The 1,524-nt window shown below is 74.8% G+C and carries 3 protein-coding genes; 1 reads left to right on the top strand and 2 read right to left on the bottom strand.

The window, feature by feature from the left end; all coding sequences use genetic code 11:
- A partial coding sequence (locus tag ND748_RS31745) for a DNA glycosylase AlkZ-like family protein (RefSeq protein WP_251749970.1) occupies positions 1-358 on the top strand: 358 nt, incomplete at its 5' end.
- Positions 359-474: 116 nt separating this feature from the next.
- Here the strand turns inward: ND748_RS31745 and ND748_RS31750 are convergent.
- A complete protein-coding gene (locus ND748_RS31750; RefSeq protein ID WP_251749971.1) occupies positions 475-774 on the bottom strand; it encodes a zf-TFIIB domain-containing protein in 300 nt (99 codons plus the stop codon).
- A 68-nt stretch (positions 775-842) separates the two neighbouring features.
- Positions 843-1,524: phosphotransferase family protein (locus ND748_RS31755; protein WP_251749972.1), on the bottom strand; the 682-nt coding region annotated here is incomplete at its 5' end.

Genomic DNA, 1,524 nt, shown 5'->3' on the forward strand with positions numbered 1-1,524 from the left:
CGCCGCCATCGCCGCCGACCTGGTGACGCGCACGGACGGCCGGCTCGACCTGCCCCGTGGCGACGGGCCGAAGCCGGGCCTGCCGGCGCCGCGCCTGCTCGGCCCGTTCGACCCGGTCCTCCACGGCTGGGACGGCCGGGACTGGTTGGGTGCCGCCGGGCGGGCCGTCACGGTCAACGGCATCTTCCGCCCGGTGATCCTCGTCGATGGACGGGCGGCGGGCATCTGGTCGATGCCCGCCGGCCGCGTCGAGCTCGCGCCGTTCACCGACCCGCCGGACTGGGGGTCGGCGGTGGCAAAGGCGTTGCAGGCGGAGGCCGCGGACGTCCGGCGCTTCCTGGCGCCCCGCCCCGGCTGAGCCCAGGCGGGGCAGCGCCGGGAAGGACGGCTCTCAGGCGTAGGCGCGCTGGTGCAGACGGTCAGGCGGAGGCGCGCAGGCGGAGCGCGCGGGCGGAGGCGTGCAGGTGGAGACGGTCAGGAGGAGAACAGCATCCGGGCGAAGCCGCCGTGCTTGTGATGGCCCCCGTGGCCCCCGTGGCCCCACGCGGGCTGGGCGTATCCGGGCTGGGCGTAGTGCTGCGGCTGTGCGTAGGGCGCGGGCGGCGGGGGCGGGGCGGGCTGCGACCACTGCGCCTCGAGCCGGGTGAGGGCCTCCAGCTCGCCGTAGTCGAGGAAGATGCCGCGGCAGCCGTCGCACTGCTCGATCTGGATGCCGTTGCGGTTGTAGGTCCGCATCATCGCGTGGCACTTGGGACACTGCAGCGTGTAGCTCACGGGGCGCAACCTGCCGATCGATGCGGGAGACATCCGACGTCGCCGGTAGCGTACCGACCGGGGGTAGATCATCCGCTGCGCAGTCGGGATCGCGACGCGTCGCCTGCCGTCCCCGCGATGCGCGCGCAGGCGTCGACGAAGGCCAGACCGACCTCGTCCGGCGCGGTCTCCGGCCCGGTCTCCCCGTTGGCGGCCGGGGCGGCATCAGGGCGGTTGACACCGCGCACGTCCGCACCGGGGTGGCCGTCGTCACCGGCATGGCGGTCGTTAGCGGTGTGCACCCCGTTACCGGTGTCGCGCCCATTTCGGTTGTGCATCTCGTTACCGGTGTGGCGATCGTTACCGGTGTGTCGACCGTTACTGGCGAGGCCGTCGTCCCCGGCGTGGTGGGCGTCGAGGTGGGCGGCGACGGCGGTGGCGGCGTACTCGACGGTGAGGGCCCGCGCGGGCAGGTCGAGCGCTGCCCAGGGATCGTCCGGTTCCGTCACCGCCGGGCCACCGCACGACGTGTAGGCGTCGAGGAAACGCGCCCACAGCTCCACCGGCAACAGGCCGGTCGCGAACCAGGCCGCGGGCCGAGCCAGGTCCCAGGCCGGATCTCCGAGCCCGAGGTCGTCCACGTCGATGATCCGCCAGCCGGCGGCGGGCAGGGCGACGAGCTGCCCGAAATGCCAGTCACCGTGGATCACGGTGGTGGGCCGCCCGGCCCGGATCGCGGGCGGCGGCGGCGCGGGCGGGGGGGGGGGGGGG

Source organism: Frankia sp. AiPs1 (assembly GCF_023716945.1).
Classification (GTDB): domain Bacteria; phylum Actinomycetota; class Actinomycetes; order Frankiales; family Frankiaceae; genus Frankia.